Annotated in this window: 12 protein-coding genes; 3 read left to right on the top strand and 9 right to left on the bottom strand. The window is 70.3% G+C overall.

What is annotated here, in order from left to right:
• The first annotated feature begins 143 nt into the window (after positions 1 to 143).
• Complete coding sequence (gene aptA, locus QSJ97_RS08155; RefSeq protein ID WP_285671216.1) at positions 144 to 1,466, top strand: omega-aminotransferase AptA; 1,323 nt, start codon at positions 144 to 146, stop codon at positions 1,464 to 1,466.
• A 17-nt stretch (positions 1,467 to 1,483) separates the two neighbouring features.
• Complete coding sequence (locus QSJ97_RS08150; protein ID WP_285671215.1) at positions 1,484 to 2,995, top strand: CoA-acylating methylmalonate-semialdehyde dehydrogenase; 1,512 nt, start codon at positions 1,484 to 1,486, stop codon at positions 2,993 to 2,995.
• A gap of 60 nt (positions 2,996 to 3,055) precedes the next feature.
• Here the strand turns inward: QSJ97_RS08150 and QSJ97_RS08145 are convergent, their stop codons facing one another.
• The 9 genes from QSJ97_RS08145 to QSJ97_RS08105 all read right to left on the bottom strand — a co-directional run bounded on the left by QSJ97_RS08145 (position 3,056) and on the right by QSJ97_RS08105 (position 15,084).
• Entirely contained in the window at positions 3,056 to 5,713 is a 2,658-nt protein-coding gene (locus QSJ97_RS08145; RefSeq protein WP_285671214.1) for a nitrate reductase, read from the bottom strand.
• Positions 5,710 to 6,045 carry a nitrite reductase small subunit NirD gene (gene nirD, locus QSJ97_RS08140; RefSeq protein WP_285671213.1) on the bottom strand — a complete coding sequence of 112 codons (336 nt, stop codon included), beginning with the start codon at positions 6,043 to 6,045 and terminating at the stop codon, positions 5,710 to 5,712. The genes QSJ97_RS08145 and nirD overlap by 4 nt, the downstream gene beginning before the upstream one ends.
• Positions 6,042 to 8,483: a nitrite reductase large subunit NirB gene (gene nirB, locus QSJ97_RS08135; protein WP_285671212.1), complete on the bottom strand. Its 2,442-nt coding sequence runs from the start codon at positions 8,481 to 8,483 to the stop codon at positions 6,042 to 6,044. Before nirB ends, nirD begins: the two co-directional genes overlap by 4 nt.
• A complete protein-coding gene (locus tag QSJ97_RS08130; RefSeq protein WP_285671211.1) occupies positions 8,483 to 10,168 on the bottom strand; it encodes an ABC transporter ATP-binding protein in 1,686 nt (561 codons plus the stop codon). The genes nirB and QSJ97_RS08130 overlap by 1 nt, the downstream gene beginning before the upstream one ends.
• A gap of 5 nt (positions 10,169 to 10,173) precedes the next feature.
• Complete coding sequence (locus tag QSJ97_RS08125; RefSeq protein ID WP_285671210.1) at positions 10,174 to 11,259, bottom strand: ABC transporter permease; 1,086 nt, start codon at positions 11,257 to 11,259, stop codon at positions 10,174 to 10,176.
• A gap of 67 nt (positions 11,260 to 11,326) precedes the next feature.
• A complete protein-coding gene (locus QSJ97_RS08120) occupies positions 11,327 to 12,706 on the bottom strand; it encodes a CmpA/NrtA family ABC transporter substrate-binding protein (RefSeq protein ID WP_434220900.1) in 1,380 nt (459 codons plus the stop codon).
• A 248-nt stretch (positions 12,707 to 12,954) separates the two neighbouring features.
• On the bottom strand, positions 12,955 to 14,139 hold the full coding sequence (locus tag QSJ97_RS08115) for a CmpA/NrtA family ABC transporter substrate-binding protein (protein ID WP_285671209.1): 1,185 nt from the start codon (positions 14,137 to 14,139) through the stop codon (positions 12,955 to 12,957).
• The gene (locus QSJ97_RS08110; protein ID WP_434220899.1) at positions 14,136 to 14,732 is read right to left on the bottom strand and encodes an ANTAR domain-containing response regulator; all 597 of its coding nucleotides are present in this window, start codon (positions 14,730 to 14,732) and stop codon (positions 14,136 to 14,138) included. Before QSJ97_RS08110 ends, QSJ97_RS08115 begins: the two co-directional genes overlap by 4 nt.
• A 70-nt stretch (positions 14,733 to 14,802) precedes the next feature.
• Complete coding sequence (locus QSJ97_RS08105; RefSeq protein WP_285671208.1) at positions 14,803 to 15,084, bottom strand: DUF2218 domain-containing protein; 282 nt, start codon at positions 15,082 to 15,084, stop codon at positions 14,803 to 14,805.
• A 206-nt stretch (positions 15,085 to 15,290) separates the two neighbouring features.
• On the opposite strand from QSJ97_RS08105, the gene QSJ97_RS08100 reads away from it, so the two are divergent.
• Entirely contained in the window at positions 15,291 to 17,243 is a 1,953-nt protein-coding gene (locus QSJ97_RS08100) for a TonB-dependent receptor domain-containing protein (protein WP_285671207.1), read from the top strand.
• The last annotated feature ends 6 nt before the right edge of the window (positions 17,244 to 17,249 follow it).

Below are 17,249 nucleotides of genomic sequence, written 5' to 3'. Positions count from 1 at the left end.
TTTCCGCTTCCGATCCGAAGCGGAAGGATAATTTATCCAGCCGGATCAACAATATGAATTTGTCCTCAAATCGGGATTGATCGGCGCACGAAGCGCGTGGGAGAAGCCGCAGCGACAGCCACGCGCGCCAGGGAGGCCCCCCGATGAACCGCCAGCTTACCCCCAACGACATGTCGAGCTTCTGGATGCCGTTCACGCCGAACCGCGATTTCCAGGCCGATCCGCGCCTGATCGTGGCGGCGGACGGGATGTACTACACCGCGCATGACGGGCGGCAGATCCTGGACGCCACCGCGGGGCTCTGGTGCGTCAATGCCGGGCACAACGACCCGCGGATCGTCGAGGCGGTGCAGCGCCAGATCGCGACGCTCGACTATGCGCCGCATTTCAACTTCGCCACGCCGCAGGCCTTCGAGCTGGCCTCGCAGGTCGCGGCGCTGTTCCCGGAGGGGCTGAACCATGTGTTCTTCACCAATTCCGGCTCGGAATCGGTCGATACCGCGCTGAAGATCGCGCTGCATTACCACCGCATGCGCGGCGACGGCGCCCGCACCCGGCTGATCGGCCGCGAGCGCGGCTATCACGGCACCGGCTTCGGCGGCATCTCGGTCGGCGGCATCGTCAAGAACCGGATGTATTTCGGCGGCCTGCTGACCGGTGTCGATCATCTGCGCCACACCCACGACCTCTCGCGGAACGCCTTCTCCCGCGGCTGCCCGGAGCACGGCGCGGAACTGGCGGACGATCTCATCCGCATCGCCGAGCTGCACGATCCCTCGACCATCGCGGCGGTGATTGTCGAGCCGATGGCGGGCTCCACCGGCGTGCTGCTGCCGCCCGTGGGCTATCTCAAGCGCCTGCGCGAGCTCTGCGACCGCTACGGCATCCTGCTGATCTTCGACGAGGTGATCACCGCCTATGGCCGGCTCGGCAAGGCCAGCGCGGCGGAGTATTTCGGCGTCAAGCCCGACCTCATCACCACCGCCAAGGGCCTGACCAACGGCGTCGTGCCGATGGGCGCGGTGATCGTGGACGAGAAGATCCACGCCTCCGCCATGGCCAATGCCGATGCGCCGATCGAGCTCTTCCACGGCTATACCTATTCGGCGCATCCGCTTGCGGTGGCGGCTGCCACGGCGACATTGGAGAGCTACCGCGCCAACGATCTTTTCGCCCGTGTGGCGGCGCTCGCGCCGGTCTGGGAGGAGGCGATCCACAGCCTGCGCGGGCTGCCGCATGTGCTCGATCTGCGCAATCTCGGCCTGGTCGGCGGGATCGAGCTGGAATCGCGGCCCGGCCAGCCGGGCGCCCGGGCCTATGAGGCGATGAAGCGCGCCTGGGCCGAGGGGCTGATGATCCGCGCCGCCGGCGAGACCATCCAGCTCTCGCCGCCGTTCATCATTTCCGAATCCGAAATCCAGGCGCTGTTCGGCAAGCTTGCCGACATCCTGCGCCAGATCGACTGAAGCCGGAGGAGACCACCATGAAGGACAACGAGCAGATCGCCGAGATCGGTCACTATGTCGGGGGCGCGCAGGTCGCCGGCCGCAGCGGCCGGGCGCAGGAGGTCTACAACCCGGCGACCGGGGCGGTGACGGGCCGGGTGGCGCTGGCAGGGGCCGACGAGGTGGCCGAGGCGGTCGCGGCGGCGCGGGCGGCCTTTCCGGCCTGGGCGGCGATGCCGCCGATCCGCCGCGCGCGGCTGATGAACCGCTTTCTCGGGCTCCTCAACCAGCACAAGGACGAGCTCGCCCGCGCGATCACGCTCGAGCACGGCAAGGTCTTCACCGATGCCCGCGGCGAGGTCGAGCGCGGCATCGACATCGTCGAGTTCGCCTGCGGCATGCCGCAGCTGCTGAAGGGCGACTACACCGAGCAGGTCTCCACCGGCATCGACAACTGGACCACGCGCCAGCCGCTTGGCGTGGTGGCGGGCATCACCCCGTTCAACTTCCCCGTGATGGTGCCGATGTGGATGTTCCCGGTGGCGATCGCGGCGGGCAACACCTTCGTGCTGAAACCCTCGCCGACCGATCCGAGCGCCTCGCTGCTCTATGCCGGGCTGATGAAGGAGGCCGGCTTCCCCGACGGTGTCTTCAACGTGGTGCAGGGCGACAAGGTGGCGGTGGACGCGCTGATCGAGCATCCCGACGTGCAGGCGCTCTCCTTCGTCGGCTCGACGCCGATCGCCAACTACATCTACGAGACCGGCGCGCGGCACGGCAAGCGGGTGCAGGCGCTCGGCGGCGCCAAGAACCACATGCTGGTGATGCCCGATGCCGATCTCGACAAGGCGGTGGATGCGCTGGTCGGCGCCGCCTACGGCTCCGCCGGCGAGCGCTGCATGGCGATCTCGGTGGCGACGCTGGTCGGCGACGTGGCCGATCGCATCGTTCCGATGCTGGCCGAGCGGGCGCGGAGCCTCACCATCAAGAACGGGCTCGAGCTCGATGCCGAGATGGGCCCGATCGTGACCGGCGCGGCGCGCGACCGGATCGCCGGCTATATCGAGACGGGCGTCGCCGAGGGTGCCGAGCTGGTGGTCGATGGCCGCGGCCACAGGGTGGAGGGCCACGAGGGCGGCTTCTGGCTTGGCGGCACGCTGTTCGACCATGTCACCCCGGAGATGACCATCCACCGCGAGGAGATCTTCGGCCCGGTGCTCTCCTGCGTCCGGGTGAAGGACTTCGCCGAGGGCGTCGATCTGATCAACGCGCATGAATACGGCAACGGCGTCAGCTTGTTCACCCGCGACGGCAATGTCGCGCGCGAGTTCGGCCGGCGTATCCAGGTCGGCATGGTGGGGATCAACGTGCCGATCCCGGTGCCGATGGCCTGGCACGGCTTCGGCGGCTGGAAGAAGAGCCTGTTCGGCGACATGCATGCCTATGGCGAGGAGGGCGTGCGCTTCTACACCCGCCAGAAGTCGATCATGCAGCGCTGGCCCGAAAGCATCGAGAAGGGTGCCGAGTTCACCATGCCCGTCGCCAGGTGATGGCGGGCGCCCGGGCGGGCGTGCCGGCCCGGGCGCGTGACGGGCAGGGGCCGCGGGGGGTCACTCCGCGGCCAGCGCGACCGATGCGCGGCTCATCAGCGCGGCGATCTCCGGCCGGCAGGAGCCGCAGCAGGTGCCGGCGCCGGTCGCCGCGCCGACGGCATCCAGGCTGGCGCGCCCGCCGCGGGCGATCGCCGCGAGGATCGTGTTGACCCCGACATCGCGGCAGCTGCAGACCGTTGGGCCGGGGTCCGGCCGGTCGGCGCCCGGGCGCCCGGCCAGCATTTCGGCCGGGCCCTCGGCGCGGCGGAGCGCCTCGGCGAGATGGCTGCGCGATACCGCCACCGGCTCCGGCGCGGTGAAGAGCGCGGCGACGACCGCTCCGTCCACCGAGATCGCGAGGCGCGCGGCGCCGGTGCCGGCATCGGTGAGGATCGTGGCGTCGCCCTCGGCGATGCCGAAGAGGCGGCGCGCAAAGCCCTCCCAGTCCGCCGGCGGCGCGCTGTCCGCAAGCTCCGCCTGCCAGCCGCCCTGCACCCGGGCCCGGGCCCAGAAGGCGGTCTGCGGGCGGAAGGCCGTGCGCGCCACGGCAAAGCCGTAGAACCCGACCGCGAAGCGGCCGAGCCTGACCGCGGCGGCCTTGCTCTCGGGCTGGCCGGAGATCGGGTCGGTGGCGGCCGGGATCGCGGCGCCGACGCGGCCCGCGGCGGACCATTGCGCGGTCCAGTGCATCGGCACGAAGACACTGCCCGGCGGCGTCCGGTCGGTCACCAGGGCGCGCACCACGATGCGGCCATGCGGGCTCTCCACCGTCACGAGGCTGGCCGGCGCGATGCCCAGCGGGGCGGCATCGTCCGGGTGGATCTCGGCAAAGGGCTCGGCGATGTGCCGGCTGAGGCGCGGCGCCTTCGCGGTGCGGGTCATCGTGTGCCAGTGGTCCCGCACGCGCCCGGTGTTCAGACGGAGCGGATAGCCCGGCGTGGTCGCGGTCGCCGGCGCCCGGTGGGTCAGCGGCAGCATCCGCGCGCGGCGGTCGGGCGTGAAGAAGCCGCCCTCGGCGAAGAAGCGCGTCCGGCCACCCTCCGGCCCGGCCGGCCAGCGGCTGGGAGGGAGCGCGTCATAGGCGGCATCGCTGAGCCCGGCGAGCGGGGAGATGTCGAAGTCGCGCCCCAGCCCTGCGGCGACGCCCGAGAGCGCGGCATGCTCGCGGAAGATAGCGGCCGGGCCGTCATAGGCGAAGGCGTCACCCCAGCCCATGGCGGCGGCCAGGTCGCAGATGATCCGCCAGTCCGGCCGCGCCCTGCCGGGGGCGGGGAGAAAGGCGCGCTGCCGGCTGATCATCCGCTCGGAATTCGTGACCGTGCCGGATTTCTCGCCCCATCCGGTCGCCGGCAGGAGCACGTCGGCCAGCGCCGCGGTGTCGGTCTCGGCCGTGATGTCGGAGACCGCGACGAAGGGGCAGGCGGCGATCGCGTCGCGCACCGCATCGGCCTCGGGCATGCTGACGGCTGGGTTGGTCGCCATGATCCAGATCGCCCTGATCCGCCCCTCGGCGACGGCGCGGAACATCTCCACCGCCTTGAGGCCGGGCCGTTCCGGCATCCGCGGCGCGCGCCAGAAGCGCTGCACCGCGGCGCGGTGGCCCGGGTCCTCGAGCGAGAGATGCGCCGCCAGCATGTTGGAGAGCCCGCCGACCTCGCGCCCGCCCATGGCGTTGGGCTGCCCGGTCACCGAGAAGGGCCCGGCGCCGGGGCGCCCGATCCGCCCCGTGGCGAGGTGGCAGTTGATGATCGCGTTCACCTTGTCGGTGCCGGAGGAGGACTGGTTTACCCCCTGGCTGAAGACCGTGACGACGCGCTTCGCGCCGATCCAGCCTGCGTAGAAGGCGGCGATCTCGGCGGGGGCGAGACCGGTCAGCGCGGCGACCCGCTCGCCCGGATAGCCGCGGGCGGCCTCCAGCGCGGCCTCGGCTCCCGAGACATGGGCCGCGAGATAGGACCGGTCGAGCGCGCCCCCGGTCTCGATGGCGTGCAGCAGCCCGTTGAACAGCGCGACATCCGAGCCCGGGGCGATCGGCAGCATCTGGTCTGCCAGCTCGCTGGTCGCGGTGCGCCGCGGATCGACGGTGACCACCCGCAGCGCCGGATTGGCCGCCTTCGCCGCGGCGAGGCGCTGGAACAGCACCGGGTGGCACCAGGCGAGGTTGGACCCCACCAGCACCACGAGCTCGGCCAGCTCGAGGTCCTCATAGGTGCCGGGAACGGTGTCGGCGCCGAAGGCCCGGTTGTGCCCGGCCACCGAAGAGGACATGCAGAGCCGCGAGTTGGTGTCGATGTTGGCCGAGCCGATGAAGCCCTTCATCAGCTTGTTGGCGACGTAGTAGTCCTCGGTCAGCAGCTGGCCGGAGACGTAGAAGGCGACGCTGTCCGGCCCGTGCCGCGCGATGGTCTCGGAGAAGCGCCGGGCGGTGAGGGCGATGGCCTCGTCCCAGCCCGCCGCGCGCCCGCCGATCCGGGGCGCCAGCAGCCGGTCGCCGAGATCCAGCGTCTCGCCGAGCGCCGAGCCCTTGGAGCAGAGCCGGCCCCGGTTCGCGGGATGCTCGGGGTCGCCCGAGATCGCCGCGCCGCCCCGGCCGTCGGGCGCGGCGCGCACGCCGCAGCCGACGCCGCAATAGGGGCAGGTGGTGCAGACCGTTGCCGCTGGCTCACCGGCGCTCATGCCGCGGTCCTCCGGGCGAGATGCGCGGCGTCGATCAGCACGCGGCCGCCCTCGATGCGGGCGGGATAGGTCGCGACCCGGCCCTCCTCCGGGCGCTCTGCCGCGCCGGTCTCGAAGGCGAAGACCCGGTTGTGCAGCGGGCAGGTGACGCTGCGGCCATGCACGATCCCCTCCGAAAGCGGACCGCCCCTGTGCGGGCAGCGATCGTCCAGCGCGAAGACCTCGTCCCCGGCGGTGCGGAAGACCGCGACGCAGCCGGCCGGCGTCCGGATCACGCGGGCGCCGCGCACGGGAATGTCGGCGAGGGCGCCGATGTCGATCCAGCCGCTCATTCCGCCGCCTCCAGGGTCAGATCCGCCAGCGGGCGCCAGCGCGCCTCGGTCTCGGGGGTGGCGCGCTCGGCCCAGGGGTCCTTCTGGAAGACGCGCTGCGAGAGATCGAAGCGCGCGACCAGCGCCCGGCGGTTCTCGAGATCGTCGACCACCTGCTCGCGCACCCAGTCGAGCCCGACCTTGGCGACCCACTTGTAGGGCCGGTCGAGATATTTCGCCTGCTCGCGGTAGAGTTGCACGAAGGCGACGATCAGCTCGATGGCCTCCGCCGCGGTCGCGGTCTTGCCGAGCGGCTCGGTCTCGCGCAGATCCATGCCCGCTGCCCCGGCGACGCCGACCTCGAAGCCGGAGTCGACGCAGATCACGCCGACATCCTTGCAGGTCGCCTCGGCGCAGTTCCGCGGGCAGCCGGAGACCGCCATCTTCACCTTGTGCGGCGTCCAGGCGCCCCACATGCGCTTCTCGATGGCGACGCCGAGGCCGGTGGAATCCTGCGTGCCGAAGCGGCAGTGATCGGTGCCGACGCAGGTCTTCACCGTGCGCAGCCCCTTGGCATAGGCATGGCCCGAGACCAGCCCCGCCGCGTTCAGGTCGGCCCAGATCGCCGGCAGGTCCTCCTTGGCGACGCCGAGCAGGTCGATCCGCTGCCCGCCGGTGACCTTGACCGTGGGCACCGCGAACTTCTCCGCCGCATCGGCGATGGCGCGCAACTCGCCCGGCGTGGTTATGCCGCCCCACATCCGCGGGACCACGGAATAGGTGCCGTCCTTCTGGATGTTGGCATGGTTGCGCTCGTTGACGAAGCGGCTCTGCGGGTCGTCCGCATAGTCGAGCGGCCAGTCCGCCAGCAGGTAGTAGTTGAGCGCCGGGCGGCAGACATGGCAGCCGCAGCTCGTGCGCCAGCCGCATTCCTGCATCACCGCGGGCATGGATTTCAGCGCCCGCGCCTTGATCAGCCGGCGGACATCCTCATGCGTGAGATCGGTGCAGCCGCAGACCGGCCGGGCCGCGGGGGCGGCATAGGCGTCGCCGAGGCTCGCCGCAAGGAGCTGCTCGACCAGCCCGGTGCAGGAGCCGCAGGAGGCCGAGGCCCTGGTGCCCGCCCGCACCGCGTCGAGGCTGCCCGCCCCGCCGGCGATCGCCTCGGTGATGGTGGATTTGCACACGCCGTTGCAGCCGCAGATCTCCGCCTCATCCGGCAAGGCTGCAACGGCCGCCATAGGGTCCAGCGGGGCACCCCCCGCATAGGCCGGGCCGAAGATCAGCGTGTCGCGCATCTCGGCGATGTCGGCCGCGTCCTTCAGAAGGCCGAAGAACCAGGCGCCGTCCGCCGTGTCGCCATACATCACCGCGCCGATGATCCGCTGGTCGCGGATCACGAGGCGCTTGTAGACGCCGCGGGCGGGGTCGCGGAACACGATCTCCTCGCGGTCGTCGCCTTCCGCGAAGTCGCCGGCGGAGAACAGGTCCACCCCGGTGACCTTGAGCTTGGTCGAGGTGACCGAGCCGGCATATTCGGCGGGCTCCCCGGCGAGGGTCTTCGCCGCCACCTTCGCCATCTCGTAGAGCGGCGCCACGAGGCCGTAGCACTGGCCGCGATGCTCGACACATTCGCCGACCGCGAGGATGCTCCCGTCCGAGGTGATCATGCGGTCATCGACATGGAGGCCGCGGCCGCAGGCGAGCCCCGCCGCCTTGGCGAGCCCGGTATCGGGCCGGATGCCCACCGCCATCACCACGATATCGGCGGGGTATTCGGTGCCGTCGTCGAGCCGCACCGCCTCGACCCGCTCGCGCCCGACGATCTCGTGCGTGTTGGCGCGGGTGTGGATGCGGATGCCGCGGGTCTCGAGCTCCTTCTGCAGCAGATAGCCGGCGGCCGGATCGAGCTGGCGCTCCATCAGATGCGGCATCAGGTGCAGAACCGTCACCTCCATGCCGCGCAGGCGCAGGCCCGCCGCCGCCTCGAGCCCGAGCAGACCGCCGCCGATCACCACCGCCCTGGCACCGGGTTTCGCCGCCGCCGCGATCATCGCCTCGGTGTCGTCGAGGTCGCGATAGGTCAGCACGCCGGGCAGCGCGTGCCCCGGCACCGGGATGATGAAGGGCGCCGAGCCGGTGGCGATCACCAGCCGGTCATAGGGCGTTTCGCCGGTGGCCGAGACCACCACCCTGCGGGCCCGGTCGATGCCGGTGACCGGCTCGCCGAAGCGGCAGGTGACGCCGTTCGCGGCATACCAGGCGGCATCGTGGGTGACGATCTCGTCGTAGGTCTTCTCGCCCGAGAGCACCGGCGAGAGCATGATGCGGTTGTAGTTGCCCCGCGGCTCGGCGCCGAACAGCGTCACCTCATGGGCGCCGGGGGCGGTTGCGAACAGCTCCTCCAGCATCCGCCCGGAGGCCATGCCGGCCCCGATCACGACCAGTTTCTCGGCCATCACGCGGCCTCCTTCTTGCTGGGTTTCGCCGCATGCCCGTGCTCGTACTCCGCGAGGAAGCCGAGCAGCTCCTCGCGGTAGCCGTAATAGTCGGGATGCTCGAGCAGCGCCTTGCGGCTGCGCGGGCGGGGCAGGTCGACCTCCATGATCCTGCCGATGCGGGCGCGCGGCCCGTTGGTCATCATCACCACCCGGTCGGCGAGCAGGATCGCCTCGTCGACGTCATGGGTGACGCAGACCGTGGTCACGCGGGTGCGCGACCAGACCTCCATAAGCACCTCCTGCAGCTCCCAGCGGGTCAGGCTGTCGAGCATGCCGAAGGGTTCATCGAGCAGCAGCAGCTTGGGCGAGAGCGCGAAGGCCCGCGCGATGCCGACGCGCTGCTTCATGCCGTTGGAGAGCTCGGCGGCTGGCTTGTTCATCGCATCGGCGAGGCCGACCCGCTCGAGATAGTGGTCGACCACGTCGCCGCGCTCGGCCCGGCTCGCCCTGGGATAGACCCGGTCGACGCCGACGGCCACGTTCTCCCGCGCGGTCAGCCAGGGGAACAGCGAGGGCGACTGGAACACCACCGCGCGCTCCGGGTCGGCATCGGTGACATGCTTGCCGTCGAGCACGATCGCGCCCTCGGATATCTCGTTGAGCCCGGCGGTCATCGTCAGCACGGTGGACTTGCCGCAGCCGGAATGCCCGATCAGCGAGACGAACTCGCCCCTGGCCAGCGTCAGGTCGAATTCCTCGACCACGGTGAGCGGGCCCTTGGGCGTGGGATAGATCTTCGAGAGCTTCGAGTAGTGCAGGTAGCGCTCGTCGGAATGCGCCTTCGCCGCCTCGGCATAGGCCCGCGGCAGCGCGTGCAGCGGGGTGACGTCGGGCAGGCGGCGGGTGCCGCCGGCCTTCGCCGCGATGCCGATATCCATGAGATACTGCGTGACCCGGGCGCGCAGGCGCTTGTAGTCCGCGTCATGGTTCACCGCCGTGCGGTCGCGCGGGCGGGCCAGCGGCACGGCGAACTCGGTGCCGAGCCGGCCCTCCGGCGTCAGCGTCACGATGCGGTCGGCCAGCAGGATCGCCTCGTCGACATCGTTGGTGATCAGCACCACGGTCTTGCGCCCGCCATCCTCGGCCGAGCCTTCCCAGATCCGCTCGATCTCGTCCTGCAGGTTGGCACGGGTCAGCGCGTCGAGTGCCGAGAGCGGCTCGTCGAGCAGCAGCACCTCGGGGTTCATGGCGAGCGCCCGCGCCACCGAGACCCGCTGGCGCATGCCGCCCGAGAGCTCCGCCGGGCGCCGGTCGAGCGCATGGCCGAGGCCGACCATCCCGACATAGCGCCGCACCAGGGCCCGGCGCTCGGCGCGCGAGCTGCGCCCGTGCACGGCATCGACGGCGAGGGCGACGTTCCGCTCCACCGTGAGCCAGGGCATCAGCGAGTAGGACTGGAACACCAGCCCGCGCTCCGGCCCCGGCCCGGCGATCGGCGCGCCGCGGAAGCGGGCCTCGCCGCTGTCCGGATGCTCGAGCCCGGCGAGCAGGTTGATCAGCGTCGTCTTGCCGGTGCCGGAGAAGCCGAGGATCGCGAGGAACTCGCCGTCGCGGACCTCGAGGTCGATGTCCTTCAGGACCTCGGCGCGCGCTGCGCCCTCGCCATAGCCCTTGGAGACGCCGTTGAGAGAGAGGATGCTCATGCCGGTCACCGCGTCGCCGAATGGGTGAAGGCGGCCTGGATCGCGTACATCATGCGGTCCAGCACGAAGCCGATGATGCCGATGGTGAACACCGCGACCATGATCCGCGCGAGGCTGTCGGAGGAGCCGTTCTGGAACTCGTCCCAGACGAACTTGCCGAGCCCGGGGTTCTGCGCCAGCATCTCCGCCGCGATCAGCACCATCCAGCCGACGCCGAGCGAGAGCCGCAGCCCGGTGAAGATTAGCGGCAGCGCCGAGGGCAGCACCAGCCGGGTGATCTTGCTCCAGGTGGACATCTTCAGCACCCGGGAGACGTTGACGAGGTCGCGGTCGATCGAGGAGACGCCGAGCGCGGTGTTGATCAGCGTCGGCCAGAGCGAGCAGAGCGTCACCGTGATCGCCGAGGTCAGGAAGGCTTTCGAGAAGGTGCCGTCATTGGTGGCATAGGCCGCCGAGACCACCATGGTGACGATCGGCAGCCAGGCCAGCGGCGAGACCGGCTTGAAGATCTGGATCAGCGGGTTGAAGGCGGCCGAGGCGGTCTGCGACAGGCCGCAGAGGATGCCGAGCGGCACCGCCACCAGCGTGGCCAGCAGGAAGCCGAAGAAGACGGTCTGCAGCGAGGTCCAGATCTGGTCGTAATAGGAGGGCGCGCCGGTATAGTCGCGCCATTTCACGCGGTCCCCGTGGCCGGCGGCGACGAGCTTGGCGTTGCGCGCCTCCTGGCGCTCGAGGAAGGCGGCTTCCTTCTCGGCCTTGCGGGCGGCGTCCTCGTGCAGCGTGCCGGCCTGTTCCCAGACCTCGGCCGGGCCGGGGATCGCGCCGAGCGAGGTCTCGAACTGCGGCGCGAGCTGGGCCCAGAGCACCAGGAAACCGATGATGGCGAGCAGCGGCACGCCGAGCAGCTGCATCGCCTCGCGCATCCGGGCGCGCGGGTTGTCGCCGGCCGCCGCGCGCAGCAGCGGCGGGACGAAGCTGAGCCCGAGCACGCGGAACCAGGGCTCGGCGCTGTTGATGCGGGTGAAGAGCCGGGAGCGGCGCGCCTCGCGCGCGGCGTCCTCGGGCAGGGTGGTATCGGTGACTGCGGTCATGGAATGCCTCGCGAATGCTGGGGGCCTGGCCGTGGCGGGCGCCCCGCGGGGCGCCTCTGCCCGTGGCTCAGCCGTCGACGCCGCTGCCGACGACGCGCTGGGCGCCCTTCAGCCCGATCGGGAACTGCTCGAGATAGGCGTTCGGCCTGCGGCCATCGAAAGTGACGCCGTCGATGAACTCGGACTGCGGCGCGCGGTAGCCGTCGGTCTCCCAGGGGAAGTCCTCCTCGCGGGCCAGCCCTTCCTCGACCAGCAGCCGCGCCGCCTCGAGATAGATGTCCGGGCGGTAGACTTTGCGCGCCACCTCGTCATACCAGCCGTCGGGCCTGGCCTCGGCGATCTGGCCCCAGCGGCGCATCTGGGTGAGGTACCAGACCGCGTCGGAGTAGTAGGGATAGGTGGCGTAGTAGCGGAAGAAGACGTTGAAGTCCGGCACGTCGCGGGTATCGCCGGGCTCGTATTCGAAGGTCCCGGTCATCGAGTTGGCGATGACCTCCGCATCGGCGCCGACATATTCCGGCCGCGAGAGCAGCTCCACCGCTTCCTGGCGGTTGGCATTGTCGTTCTCGTCGAGCCAGATCGCGGCGCGGATCAGCGCCTTGGTCACGGCCAGCGCGGTGTTGGGATACTGCTCGGCGAACTCGGCGGTGATGCCGAAGACCTTCTCGGGGTTGTTCTTCCAGATCTCGTAATCGGTGATCACCGGCACGCCGATGCCCTTGAACACCGCCTGCTGGTTCCACGGCTCGCCGACGCAGTAGCCGTGGATGGTGCCGGCCTCCATGGTGGCGGGCATCTGCGGCGGCGGCGTCACCGAGAGCAGCACGTCGGCGCCGATCTGTCCGGTGATGTCCTCGGGCGAGTAGTAGCCCGGCTCGAGCCCGCCGGCGGCCAGCCAGTAGCGCAGCTCGTAATTATGCGTGCTCACCGGGAAGACCATGCCCATGTTGAACGGCTTGCCCTCGGCGCGATAGCGCTCGACCACCGGCTTCAGCGCGGCGGCGGAGATCGGGTGCACCGGCCGGCCCTCGGCGTCGTGCGGGATGTGCTCTTTCATCTGCGCCCAGATCTCGTTGGAGACCGTGATGCCGTTGCCGTTCAGGTCCATCGAGAACGGGGTGACGATATGCGCCTCGGTGCCGAAGCCGATGGTTGCCGCCAGCGGCTGGCCGGCGAGCATGTGGGCGCCGTCGAGCTGGCCGTCGATCACCCCGTCAAGCAGCACCTTCCAGTTGGCCTGCGCCTCGAGGGTGACGAAGAGACCCTCGTCCTCGAAATAGCCGCGCTCGTAGGCGACGGCGAGCGGCGCCATGTCGGTCAGCTTGATGAAGCCGAAGGTGAGCTCGTCCTTCTCCGGCAGCAGCATCTCGGCAGGGGCGGGGCCCGGGGCGGTGCCGGCCATCAGCGTGGCCAGGGCCGCGGCGGCGGTGGTCGCGCGCAAACTCATCTGCGTCTCTCCATTGCGGGACGGCGGTCGGTGCCGGCGTCCGGAAACGAAAAAAGCCGCCCGTGTGACGGCGTGGAAGATCCACGCGCACACGAGCGGCTTTGCTCATCGATCCCGCTTCATCGGGGAAGGTCGGAGGCGGACGCCATTGCCCGCCGGCCCTCCGAATAGGCCATCTCGCAGTCGCGAGATCAAGAGGAAAGTTCAATAACGGGGCAGAAAAATTCACTGCCTGATATATGGGCAATTCAGGACTGCGTATCGCGCTCGGGATCGAATGCGATGCCGTCGAAGAAGGCATCCGGGCCGAGGAACATCTCCCCGGTCGCGGAGGCCACGGGGGTGCGGTGGTGCAGGCTGCCCTCGATCTTCTCCGAGGCGCCGGGCAGGTCGGCCCCGATCGGGCCGAGGATCTGCCGGTGGAGATCGGCGCGGAAGCAGCGCCGCGCGGCGCGCGCGGCCTCCGCCCGGTCGAGCCCCATGCGTGCCGCCATCCGCTCGGCGATCCAGAGCGCCTGGCTGCGCCAGGGGAAGGTCGCGGCGCCGTCGAAGAACTCGATCAGCTGCGGCACCCGGCGTTCCTCGCCGCTCGCTGCGGTCAGGACCCGCCCTGCCAGTGTCCGGTCGACCACCTCGGAGGGCAGGTCGAGATAGGCCTCGCCGGCGAGGATCTCGGCCGCCGCAAGCCGGTGGTCCGGATCGGCGAGCCAGCGCGCCGCGCGCCAGACCCCGCGCAGCAGCGCCGTCGCCGCGGCCGGCTCCGCCTCGGCCCAGCCGCCGCGGACCGCCAGCACCTTCTCGGGCGCGAACTGCCAGATCGCACGCCCGGCCAGCACGATCTCCGCCGCGCCCGCCTCCGCCGCCACCGAGCCCCAGGGCTCGCCGACGCAGAAGGCGTCGATCTCGCCGGCACCCATCGCCTCGGCCATCCGCGGCGGCGGGATGGTGCGCACGTCGAGCCCTGCCGGGGCGGCGAGGCCGAGCTTGCCGAGCCAGTAGTAGAGCAGCTCCGCATGCATCGAGAAGGGGAACGGCACGCCGATCGTGAGCCCGCCCTCGGCCGCGGCGATCAGCGCCCGCCCGGTTGCTGCAGCGTCCGACCGTGCCGGCTGCCAGCCGCCGCCGCGCATCCGCGCCGCCAGCGCCGGGGTCACGCCCACCACGTTGCCGTTGACCGAGAGCACCGAGAGCACCTCCATGGCGCTCGGCAATCCGCTCACCCCCATCGACATGGCGATCGGCACCGGCGACAGCATCTGCGCCGCATCCAGCGCGCCGAGCGCGAGCTTGTCGCGCACCGCCGACCAGGAGGGCTCGCGGCTGAGGGCGAGATGCACCCCCTCCGCCTCGGCAAAGCCGAGCTCGGCGGCGACCACCAGCGGCGCCGCGTCGACCAGCGGCACGAAGCCGACCGAAAGGGTCTTCAGGCTCATCCGAGCAGATCCGCCGCGGTGACCAGCGCGTTCGCCACGTCGATGATCTTCTTGCCCTGCGCCATCGCGGTCTTGCGCATCAGGCCATAGGCCTCGTCCTCGGAGAGCCCCCTGGCGGACATCAGCAGACCCTTGGCCCGGTCGATGGTCTTGCGCTCGGCCAGCGCCGCCTTGGTGGCATCCAGCTCGCGGCGGATCCGGCTGAACATGCTGAAGCGCGCGATCGCGGTGTCGAGGATCGGCTTGATCCGGTCGGGCCTCAGCCCGTCGACCACATAGGCGCTGACGCCGGCCTCGATGGCGGCGCGGGTCATCTCGTCGTCGCTGCGGTCGACGAAGATCGCCACCGGGCGCTCGGTCGTTCCGGTGGCGATGGCGAGCCCCTCGAGCATGTCGCGCGAGGGGTTCTCGAGGTCGATCAGCACGACATCCGGGGCCAGCGCCTCGAGCCGGCGGGCGAGGCCGGTATCGTCGCCGATCACCGTGACGTCGAAATCGCCGGCCTCGGCCAGACCGTCGACGATGAGCAGCGCGCGCTCGCGCTCGCGCTCGACGACGGCAATCCGGATCTGCGATTTCAGGCGGTTCGACATCGCGTGATGTTGCGATGCATCATCGCGCCCGGTCAAGGGAGGATGCGGGCGCCGCGGCGGCGCCCGGCGGTCAGGACCAGACGAGGTCTGCGGGCGCCTCGCGATGGGCGAAGCGCTTGAGGTGATCCTCGATGATGAACTTCGCGCGGGTCAGGCTCTCGGCCTCGGCGGCGGTCACCTCGATGTCGAGGCCGGTGGCATCCGCGGCCATGCGCGCCGGGCCCGGGGGCAGCTCGGCCCGGGCACGCGTCGCGTCGTAGTCGACCGGGACCTTGTGCGCGAAATGCTTGCAGAGCTGCTGGAGATAGCGCGAGGCGTTCTCCGTCTCGAACCGTGCCGAGGCCTTGAGCATGGGGTTATCCTTTATCCGATTCTTTCTATCGGATATCGAGAGGGCGACGGGAATTGCAAGCGAAAATCGGGGCTTGTGCGCATTCCGGCAGCCAAAAAATTATCTTGAACATTTTTGTCGGAATACCTATTCGCCGGGCCCAGCCAGTTCCGGCGGAGGCCGGCCAGCCAATCACCGATCACGAGAGTGCAGAAGGAGGCCGGCCGATGAAGCGGTGCGGGAGAATTGGTGTCGTCACGGGAACCTGTCTGGCGGCCACGGTCACGGCCGGGGCGCAGGAGCGGGGGCTGGACCAGGTCCTGCTCGAGGAGATCCGGGTCGAATCGGAGGCCGCGCAGGACACGCTCGGCAACACCGTGATCACCCAGCAGGACATCGCGCGGCGCAACCCGACGACGCTCGGCGATGTCTTCGACGGGGAGTCCGAGATCACCGTCAGCGGCGGCGCCTCGATCGCCCAGAAGATCTTCGTCCACGGCATCGAGGAGAGCCTGCTCTCGGTGACCATCGACGGCGCGCGGCAGAACAAGTCGGCCTTCCACCACACCGGCAACGTGCTGCTCGACCCGGCGCTGCTGCGCCAGGTCGAGGTCAGCTCCGGGCTGGCGCCGGCGGATTCCGGCCCCGGCGCACTGGCCGGCCTGCTCGCCTACGAGACGCTGGACGCGCGCGACCTGCTCTATCCGGACGAGACCATCGGCGGGCAGATCACCACCTCCTTCGGCAGCAACGGCCGCGAGTTCAGGGCGATCGGCACGATGTTCGGCCAGCACGAGGGCTTCGAGGTGCTGCTGAGCGCCGCCAGCACCACGGGGCAGGACTATGAGGACGGATCGGGCGTCACGGTGCGCGGCACCGAGGCGGATGTGCTCGCGGGGGTGGCCAAGCTCGCCTACACCTCCGGGGCCGGCCACCGCTTCGAGCTCGAGGGCTCGATCACCCGCGACGAGGGCGACCGCGCGATGCAGGCCGGCCCGGGCGGGCTCTACTTTGCGCGGCCCGACTTTGCCGGGGTCGTCGGGCGCGATTCGGTCTATCTGCCGGCGCTGAGCGAGCGCCGCTCGCTGACCTTCAACTACACCGACGAGCTGCCCGAAGGGCAGTGGGCGCCGACCGCGCAGCTCACCTACAACGAGCAGCTCGTCGAGGCCGGCGGCGCCCACGGCACCAACACCAGCCTGAGCGGCAAGGCGCAGAACGATTTCCAGCTGCTCGGCGGCGTGCTGAGCGCCGGTCTCGACTTCTTCCACGACACCGCCGAGGGGCATGGCCAGCTCAATCTCGGCGACGCGAAGGAGCGGCTGAGCAATATCGGGCTCTATGCCCAGATGCGCCAGGACATCGGCGACCGGGTCTCGCTCTCCTACGGCGCGCGCGTCGATGCGCAGCGTTTCGAGCTGGCCGACGACACCACGCACAACCGGGCCGGGGTCAGCGCCAACGGGCAGGTGGATGTCAGGCTGATCGACCAGCTCTCGCTGAACCTCGGCGGCTCCACGGTCTGGGGCGGCTATGAGCTCAGCGAGGCCTCGCTGATCAATCTCGGCGGGGAATGGGATTATGGCAGGCCCGATCCCTCGCGCTCCTACAACGGCCGCGCCGGGCTGCGCTACGAGATCGGGCCGTTCACCGCCAATGCCGCCCTCTTCTGGACCAGCATCGAGAACATCGACGACGTGCTCACCGCCGCCCGCAGCGATGCGGACCTGACCTCGAAGGGCGTCGACGCCTCGCTGCGCTACACCGACGAGAGCCTCTTCGCGGAGCTCAACTACACCTATGCCGATGTCGAGCTGAACGGCGAGGCGATCCCGACCACCTCCTACTATTACGGCCGCCCGGTGGGGCACATCTTCGGCCTTTCGGCGGGCTGGCAGCCCTATACCGGGGTGACGCTCGGGGGCACGGCGCAGGTCGCGCTCGACTATGACGATTTCGGCGGCACCGGCGTCGATCTCGACGGCTACGAGGTGGTCAACCTCTTTGCCTCCTGGCGTCCGGAGGGGCTCGAGGCGGTCGAGGTGCGGCTCGACGTCAAGAACATCTTTGACGAGACCTATGCCTTCCGCACCTCCGACGGCATCGGCATCCCGGGCAGCGTGATCGCGCTGAACGAGCCGGGCCGCAGCGTGGCGCTCACCGTGAGCGTGCGGTTCTGACCGCGG

It is taken from the genome of Paralimibaculum aggregatum, assembly GCF_030270585.1.
In the GTDB taxonomy this organism is placed as follows: Bacteria; Pseudomonadota; Alphaproteobacteria; order Rhodobacterales; family Rhodobacteraceae; genus Thermohalobaculum; species Thermohalobaculum aggregatum.
Note: the sequence above shows the minus strand (reverse complement) of the source record. Positions and strands in the feature narration are given on the sequence as shown.

Excerpts from the sequence above, each read along its gene's own strand:
- QSJ97_RS08100 (WP_285671207.1), top strand. The coding sequence starts at position 15,291 with ATGAAGCGGTGCGGGAGAATTGGTGTCGTCACGGGAACCTGTCTGGCG.
- nirB (WP_285671212.1), bottom strand. The coding sequence starts at position 8,483 with ATGGCCGAGAAACTGGTCGTGATCGGGGCCGGCATGGCCTCCGGGCGG.
- QSJ97_RS08145 (WP_285671214.1), bottom strand. The coding sequence starts at position 5,713 with ATGAGCGCCGGTGAGCCAGCGGCAACGGTCTGCACCACCTGCCCCTAT.
- QSJ97_RS08110 (WP_434220899.1), bottom strand. The coding sequence starts at position 14,732 with ATGTCGAACCGCCTGAAATCGCAGATCCGGATTGCCGTCGTCGAGCGC.
- aptA (WP_285671216.1), top strand. The coding sequence starts at position 144 with ATGAACCGCCAGCTTACCCCCAACGACATGTCGAGCTTCTGGATGCCG.
- QSJ97_RS08150 (WP_285671215.1), top strand. The coding sequence starts at position 1,484 with ATGAAGGACAACGAGCAGATCGCCGAGATCGGTCACTATGTCGGGGGC.
- QSJ97_RS08130 (WP_285671211.1), bottom strand. The coding sequence starts at position 10,168 with ATGAGCATCCTCTCTCTCAACGGCGTCTCCAAGGGCTATGGCGAGGGC.
- QSJ97_RS08105 (WP_285671208.1), bottom strand. The coding sequence starts at position 15,084 with ATGCTCAAGGCCTCGGCACGGTTCGAGACGGAGAACGCCTCGCGCTAT.
- nirD (WP_285671213.1), bottom strand. The coding sequence starts at position 6,045 with ATGAGCGGCTGGATCGACATCGGCGCCCTCGCCGACATTCCCGTGCGC.
- QSJ97_RS08120 (WP_434220900.1), bottom strand. The coding sequence starts at position 12,706 with ATGAGTTTGCGCGCGACCACCGCCGCCGCGGCCCTGGCCACGCTGATG.
- QSJ97_RS08115 (WP_285671209.1), bottom strand. The coding sequence starts at position 14,139 with ATGAGCCTGAAGACCCTTTCGGTCGGCTTCGTGCCGCTGGTCGACGCG.
- QSJ97_RS08125 (WP_285671210.1), bottom strand. The coding sequence starts at position 11,259 with ATGACCGCAGTCACCGATACCACCCTGCCCGAGGACGCCGCGCGCGAG.